Consider the following 6,896-nt stretch of genomic DNA (forward strand, 5'->3'; position numbering starts at 1 on the left):
GTTTAATTCCAGCCCTATCAAAAACAGTAACAACACAACCCCAAGCTCGGCAAAATGCAAAATGGCATCAACGTCGCTAATTAAGCCAAGCCCCCATGGGCCAATCAACACACCAGCGAGTAAATAACCTAAAACCGAGCCAAGCCCAAGGCGCTGAGCAATCGGCACCGCAATAACCGCAGCCGAAAGAAAGACCACACTGCTTTGAAGAAACTCACTGGTGATCGCCATACTGACCTCCTCGCTCTGCCGCTTGCCAGTTTTCAAGTGGGTTACTCAGCCATCCACGGTATAACTCGGCATGTTCGTAGCGTTCAATATCTGAAACATTTCTTGACCAATACAACACCAGTGGTTCAATCCAGTGCATTTGACATAGGGCTGCCGTCAGTTCAAACGGTTGCAAGATTTGCTCAAGTGGGTATTTGTTGTACCCCTTCGCGCTGAAGGCTTCTTCTTTACCACCTGTTGTAATGACACTGCGCCAGTATTTTCCTTCTAGCGCCGCACCTCCGCCAAACGCAAAGCCTTTACCTAACACTCGGTCTAGCCACTCTTTTAATAGGGCTGGACATGAATACATATAAAGTGGGTGGTGAAATACAATCACATCGTGAGCGAGCAACAACTCATGTTCGTAATTCACATCAATAAAGAAATCGGGGTAAACACCGTAAAGATCGTGCACAGTGACGTGATCAAGCGACTGAGCTTTTTTTATCATCACTTGATTGGCAATCGAGTTATGTGGCTCTGGATGAGCATAAATGACCAGAACTTTTGGGAGAATAGACGGTGCAACAGCCAAATGGTCGTCCTTGTGGTTATTTTTATCCGTTATCAAATTGTTATACTTTTTTGTACAGCATAATGCAATTAAAGCGAATCAATCGACTTTTCCGGCCAATACCCCTACTATTCACCGCTAGATATATACCCAAGTGGCTTTAAAAACGATTGAAACCACTTCGCTATGTAACCAAGCAACGCGCACTGCGCAAAGTGAATGAAAACTTTATGATTACCTTCTCTGATATTCAGTTACTGCGTGGCGGTAAACCTCTTTTAGACCAAGCTTCTGCGACTATTCACCCTGGCGATAAAGTCGGTCTTGTGGGCAAAAACGGCTGCGGTAAATCAACGCTGTTTGCCCTACTGAAAGATGAACTGTCAATTGATGCTGGCTCATTTAGCCAACCTCAACACTGGGAGTTGGCCTGGGTCGCACAGGAAACGCCTGCGCTAGAGCGCACTGCACTGGAATACGTCATTGATGGTGATCGCGAATACCGCGCTCTCGAAAAGCAGTTAGCTGAAGCAGAAACACAAGACAACGGAACCCTAGTTGCCGAGATACACGGTAAAATTGAAACCATTGGTGGTTACAGCATTCGCGCTCGCGCGGCAGAACTGCTCGATGGTTTAGGGTTCAGCCAAGAGCAAATGAGTTGGAGTTTGACCCAATTCTCAGGTGGCTGGCGTATGCGCTTAAACTTAGCTCAGGCACTGTTGTGTCGTTCTGACTTATTACTGCTCGATGAGCCAACCAACCACTTGGACTTAGATGCAGTGATGTGGCTTGAACGCTGGCTACAAAACTACCCTGGCACGCTGATTCTGATCTCGCACGACCGAGACTTCCTTGATCCAATTGTTGGTCGCATCATTCACATCGAGAATCAGCAGCTGAACGAATACACGGGTAACTACTCGTCATTCGAAAACCAACGCGCACAAAAGATGGTGTTACAACAAGCGATGTTTGAAAAGCAACAGAAGCAGATGTCGCACATGCAAAGCTATATCGACCGCTTCCGTTATAAAGCATCAAAAGCACGCCAAGCCCAAAGCCGTATCAAAGCTTTGGAGCGCATGGAAAAAGTACTGCCAGCTCAATTCGATAACCCATTTAGCTTCCAATTCCGTGAGCCAGCTGCGCTGCCAAACCCAATCATGATGATGGATGAAGTATCTGCAGGTTACGGTGACAACCTCATCTTAGAGAAGATCCGCTTGAACTTGGTTCCTGGCAGTCGTATTGGTCTACTCGGCCGTAATGGTGCGGGTAAATCGACATTAATCAAGCTGCTCTCTGGTGAACTTAACGCGCAAGGTGGTGACCTAACTTACTCACAAGGCGTGAAAATTGGTTACTTCGCTCAGCACCAGTTAGAAACGCTTCACCCTGAAGAAACGCCGCTGCAACACATGATGCAAATCGCACCCGATCAAACCGAACAGCAGCTACGTGATTACCTAGGTAGCTTTGGCTTCCAAGGTGACAAAGCACTAGAAAAAGTTGCGCCGTTTTCTGGTGGCGAAAAAGCCCGTTTGGTATTGGCTTTAATTGTGTGGCAAAAGCCAAACCTGTTGCTACTTGATGAACCGACCAACCACTTAGACTTGGACATGCGTCAGGCATTGACGATGGCACTGCAAACGTTCGAAGGTGCAATGGTGATTGTTTCGCACGACCGTTACCTATTGCGTGCTACAACCGATGACTTGTACTTGGTGCATGATCGTCAAGTTGCGCCGTTCGATGGTGACTTAAACGACTATTATAAATGGTTAACCGAGCAACAAAGAGCGGAACGCAAAGAAGCACAAGCCGCACAGCCAGCCAAAGATAGCGCCAACAGCGCGGCAGCGAAAAAAGAGCAGAAACGTCGTGATGCAGAGTTTCGAAAACAGACAGCGCCAATTCGCAAAACGCTGACACAACTAGAAAATAAAATGGATAAGTTAGGTGCTGCACTGGCCGAAGCTGAAGAACAATTGGCGGACAACTCACTGTATGCGGCCGAAAATAAAGCTAAACTTAACCAAGTGCTGGCACTTCAAGCTTCTAGTAAGGCTGAGCTCGAAGAAATTGAAATGGAATGGATGTCTGCTCAAGAAACATTGGAGCAGATGGAGATAGAGTTTAATCAATGAGTAATCAACACGCTGAATACACACTCACCCTAGAACACCTTTGGCAGTTTAGTCTGCAATTTTATGGTGTGCGAGAAGTGAAAGAGGCGTGTTTATCATTACAGAACAATTATCACGGTAACGTGAACCTACTCCTGCTGCTCAGATGGCTCGATGAGCAGCAACTCATTTTCCAAGAAAAAGACTGGCCCTCGGTGCAAGACTGTCTAGGTAGAAGCGAAACTTTACTTCACTCCTTTCGCGACCTTCGTCGCCACCTTAAGTCTCAAGTCAATGACGCTTTGTATCGTGAGACCTTGCAGTTTGAGCTGCAACTAGAAAAGCAGCAACAAGCGGATTTGGTGGACTGCATTAACTCACTTGCACTACTCAAAAATGATGGTGACCCACTGACGTTGAGATACTGTCGTCACCTCGGTGGGGAACATTTGCAGCAAGCCTTTGCTATGCCGGTGCCAAACATTCAACCACCAAAACGCCCATAAATCTGTAGAATACCTATAATCTTTATAAAGGATTATATTAATAAGTTCTTCAACGGACACCGAAGGACCGCATAAGAGCAGTTAGGTATGACACAATTTTTCGCAGCCGCCGGGATCAAAAACCCGCATCTCCAAACGCTTTTGCCGCGTTTTATTCGCAAAAAAGCGTTGTTTACGCCGATTTGGCAAACCCTCGATACATCCGATGGCGACTTTCTCGATCTCGCGTGGAGCGAGGACCCAACCCAAGAGCCTGCACTAAAAAAGCCGATTTTTGTTTTATTTCATGGGTTAGAGGGATGCTTCTATAGCCCTTATGCCAATGGGCTAATGAATGCATTTGCTCAATCTGGATGGCTGTCGGTGATGATGCATTTTCGTGGCTGTAGCGGTAAGCCAAACAAGAAAGCTCGCGCCTATCATTCTGGTGAAGTGACTGACGCCCGCCACTTCTTAGAGCACCTTGAGCAACGCTTTCCTGATAACCCCAAAGTTGCGGTTGGTATTTCTCTTGGCGGTAACATGTTGGCGAATTATTTAGCCCAATATAAAGACCACCCTATTTTGAATGCAGCGACTATTATCTCAGCGCCTTTAGACCTAGCGGCGTGTGCGAACCGTATAGAACAAGGCTTTTCAAAAGTGTATCGCCGTTATCTGCTTTCTTCACTGAAACGTAACGCGTTACAAAAGCATCATCTACTGCATGGTGAGCTTGCGCTGTCCTACAACTCAATAAAACGTGTCACACGGCTGTATGAATTCGATGATTTGATCACCGCACCATTGCACGGCTTTAAAGACGCACAAGATTATTACGACCAATGCTCTGGCTTAAGTAAACTACAGCAAATCACGCTACCCACACTGATCATCCATGCCAAAGACGATCCGTTCATGACCGACGATGTGATCCCGAAGTTTGTTCTGCCAGATAACATTGATTACCGTCTCTTTGAACACGGTGGCCATGTTGGCTTCCTGACAGGAACGGCGTTAAAACCTAAGTTTTGGTTGGAGGAAGCGCTGCCTGCGTATTACGAAAGTATCGCCGCAGATTACCTTTCTGCTGTATCCAAGCAACGAACGCAGTAAACTAGCCGCTCATCATAAAAGTTAGAGGTATTTATGATCATTCCATGGCAAGACATTGCGCCGGAAACATTGGAAAACTTAATTCGTGAATTCGTCTTACGCGAAGGAACGGATTACGGAACCGTCGAGGTTTCTTTGCAAGACAAAATTGATCAAGTTAAAGCTCAATTGGAAAAAGGTGAAGCGGTTATCGTGTTCTCTGAGCTACACGAAACCGTCGATATTCAGCATAAAACAAAATTTTAGACCCTTCACATTTTACCGTATCCCACTCGATGACAAGGTATTGTTACGTGCTATAGTGGGATATCGACCGTGCAGTAGTAACTCTACTGCACATTACAGGTAAGTAATTTTCGACAAGGTTTGTCATGTCAGCTAAACACCCAATTATTGCGGTTACTGGTTCGTCCGGTGCCGGCACGACCACTACATCTGAAGCCTTCCGTAAAATGTTCAATATGATGAACGTTAAACCCGCATGGGTTGAAGGCGATAGCTTCCATCGCTTTACTCGCCCAGAAATGGACATCGAAATTCGCAAAGCCCGCGAGCAAGGTCGACACATTAGCTACTTTGGCCCACAAGCTAATGACTTCCCGGGATTAGAAGAGTTTTTCCGTAAGTTCGGGCATGACGGTACTGGCAGCGTGCGCCGTTATCTGCACACGTTTGACGAAGCGGTTCCCTACAATCAAATGCCAGGCACGTTTACACCGTGGCAAGACTTACCCGAAAACAGCGACGTGCTGTTTTATGAAGGGTTACATGGTGGCGTGGTCGATGGCGATGTTAATGTTGCTCAACATGTGGATTTCTTAATTGGCATGGTGCCGATTGTGAACTTAGAGTGGATCCAAAAATTCGTACGTGACACTCGCGATCGCGGCCATTCGCGTGAAGCGGTAATGGACTCAATCGTGCGATCCATGGACGATTACCTCAACTATATCACTCCGCAGTTTTCTCGTACTCACATCAACTTCCAGCGCGTACCGACCGTTGATACTTCCAACCCACTTAATGCAAAAGGCATCCCTAGTTTGGATGAGAGTTTTGTGGTGATTCGCCTACGCGGTATCAAGAATGTCGACTTCCCATATCTGCTGGCCATGATTGATGGCTCATTCATGTCACGCCACAACACGATTGTCGTACCCGGCGGTAAGATGAGCTTTGCAATGGAGCTCATAGTTCGGCCTATCCTACAACAGCTCATCGAAACAGGGAAAATTGGCTAAAAACCTGCCTGCGAAGATGTTTACTTTTCATACCGTGATCATGTGCACATTTTTGCTTACAAAATCTCAATCATGGCACGATTAAAATCAAGAAATCGTTTTCGAAAAAGGATACTATTTCTTACCGAAACACAAGAGAGCTTGCAGCATATAAAAAGTGCTCTTATTCTAGTAGGCCTAATTCAGGCTTAGCTAAAATATGGATAGCGCAAGCGTACCCTGCAGAGGAAGTGAGATATTATGGTTCTAGGTAAACCTCAAACCGACCCAACATTAGAGTGGTTTCTTTCACACTGTCATATTCATAAGTACCCTTCAAAGAGCACGCTAATTCACGCGGGCGAAAAGGCAGAAACTTTGTACTACATCGTTAAAGGTTCTGTTGCGGTTCTTATCAAAGACGAAGAAGGTAAGGAGATGATCCTTTCTTACCTAAACCAAGGAGACTTTATTGGTGAACTTGGTCTATTCGAGGAAGACCAAGAGCGCACAGCTTGGGTTCGTGCTAAATCTCCTTGTGAAGTTGCTGAAATTTCTTTCAAGAAGTTCCGTCAGCTTATCCAAGTAAACCCAGACATCCTAATGCGTCTTTCTGCGCAGATGGCTCGTCGTCTTCAAGTAACTAGCCAAAAAGTGGGTGACCTGGCGTTCCTAGACGTAACTGGTCGTATCGCTCAGACGCTTCTGAACCTTGCAAAACAACCAGACGCAATGACTCACCCAGACGGCATGCAAATCAAGATCACTCGTCAAGAAATCGGTCAAATTGTTGGCTGTTCTCGTGAGACAGTAGGTCGTATCTTGAAGATGCTAGAAGAGCAGAACCTAATCTCTGCTCACGGTAAAACCATCGTGGTTTACGGTACTCGTTAATCTCAAACTAGAGTGACACGAACAAAATTATAAAAGCCACCAATGGCAACATTGGTGGCTTTTTATTTGCTCATGACCAAATGAGATAGGGTGCAGCGAACACTAATGAGTAAGCTTAACAGGTTAACCCTAAAACTTAGCCATTCGTACTTTCAAAGATTTTGTCAGCTGAAGCGGCCACGAAACCTGGGTACAAATCACCATTTTCCATCGGATAGCGCTTAGCAAATTCATAAAACCCGCCAGGGATAATTTCAGTGCCTTC

Annotated in this window: 8 protein-coding genes and 1 pseudogene; 6 read left to right on the forward strand and 3 right to left on the reverse strand. The window is 45.9% G+C overall.

Going from position 1 to position 6,896, the window contains the following annotated elements:
* Both IQR33_RS21970 and kefG read right to left on the reverse strand, forming a co-directional pair.
* A partial coding sequence (locus IQR33_RS21970; protein ID WP_193844042.1) for a cation:proton antiporter occupies positions 1–231 on the reverse strand: 231 nt, incomplete at its 3' end.
* Complete coding sequence (kefG, locus tag IQR33_RS21975) at positions 215–808, reverse strand: glutathione-regulated potassium-efflux system ancillary protein KefG (protein ID WP_017821749.1); 594 nt, start codon at positions 806–808, stop codon at positions 215–217. The genes IQR33_RS21970 and kefG, both read right to left, overlap by 17 nt.
* Before the next feature lie 209 nt (positions 809–1,017).
* On the opposite strand from kefG, the gene IQR33_RS21980 reads away from it, so the two are divergent.
* From IQR33_RS21980 to crp, 6 genes are all read left to right on the forward strand, one after another.
* Positions 1,018–2,937, forward strand: coding sequence for an ABC transporter ATP-binding protein (locus IQR33_RS21980; RefSeq protein ID WP_193837599.1), 1,920 nt, complete (start codon positions 1,018–1,020; stop codon positions 2,935–2,937).
* Positions 2,934–3,422 (forward strand): TIGR02444 family protein, encoded by a 489-nt coding sequence (locus IQR33_RS21985; protein ID WP_193837598.1) that lies wholly within the window; start codon positions 2,934–2,936, stop codon positions 3,420–3,422. The genes IQR33_RS21980 and IQR33_RS21985 overlap by 4 nt, the downstream gene beginning before the upstream one ends.
* Before the next feature lie 87 nt (positions 3,423–3,509).
* The gene (locus IQR33_RS21990) at positions 3,510–4,517 is read left to right on the forward strand and encodes a hydrolase (RefSeq protein ID WP_132937307.1); all 1,008 of its coding nucleotides are present in this window, start codon (positions 3,510–3,512) and stop codon (positions 4,515–4,517) included.
* Between the two features lie 33 nt (positions 4,518–4,550).
* Positions 4,551–4,763: a YheU family protein gene (locus tag IQR33_RS21995; protein ID WP_005382815.1), complete on the forward strand. Its 213-nt coding sequence runs from the start codon at positions 4,551–4,553 to the stop codon at positions 4,761–4,763.
* A gap of 125 nt (positions 4,764–4,888) precedes the next feature.
* A complete protein-coding gene (locus IQR33_RS22000; protein WP_005381434.1) occupies positions 4,889–5,758 on the forward strand; it encodes a phosphoribulokinase in 870 nt (289 codons plus the stop codon).
* A gap of 240 nt (positions 5,759–5,998) precedes the next feature.
* Complete coding sequence (crp, locus tag IQR33_RS22005; RefSeq protein ID WP_005381432.1) at positions 5,999–6,631, forward strand: cAMP-activated global transcriptional regulator CRP; 633 nt, start codon at positions 5,999–6,001, stop codon at positions 6,629–6,631.
* 136 nt (positions 6,632–6,767) lie between these two features.
* On the opposite strand, the pseudogene IQR33_RS22010 reads toward crp, so the two are convergent.
* A pseudogene (locus IQR33_RS22010) lies at positions 6,768–6,896 on the reverse strand (DUF1338 domain-containing protein); the annotation flags it as partial.

This window comes from Vibrio sp. OPT46 (genome assembly GCF_015163535.1).
Classification (GTDB): Bacteria; Pseudomonadota; Gammaproteobacteria; order Enterobacterales; family Vibrionaceae; genus Vibrio; species Vibrio alginolyticus.

Excerpts from the sequence above, each read along its gene's own strand:
- IQR33_RS21980 (WP_193837599.1), top strand. The coding sequence starts at position 1,018 with ATGATTACCTTCTCTGATATTCAGTTACTGCGTGGCGGTAAACCTCTT.
- IQR33_RS21985 (WP_193837598.1), top strand. The coding sequence starts at position 2,934 with ATGAGTAATCAACACGCTGAATACACACTCACCCTAGAACACCTTTGG.
- IQR33_RS21990 (WP_132937307.1), top strand. The coding sequence starts at position 3,510 with ATGACACAATTTTTCGCAGCCGCCGGGATCAAAAACCCGCATCTCCAA.
- IQR33_RS21995 (WP_005382815.1), top strand. The coding sequence starts at position 4,551 with ATGATCATTCCATGGCAAGACATTGCGCCGGAAACATTGGAAAACTTA.
- IQR33_RS22000 (WP_005381434.1), top strand. The coding sequence starts at position 4,889 with ATGTCAGCTAAACACCCAATTATTGCGGTTACTGGTTCGTCCGGTGCC.
- crp (WP_005381432.1), top strand. The coding sequence starts at position 5,999 with ATGGTTCTAGGTAAACCTCAAACCGACCCAACATTAGAGTGGTTTCTT.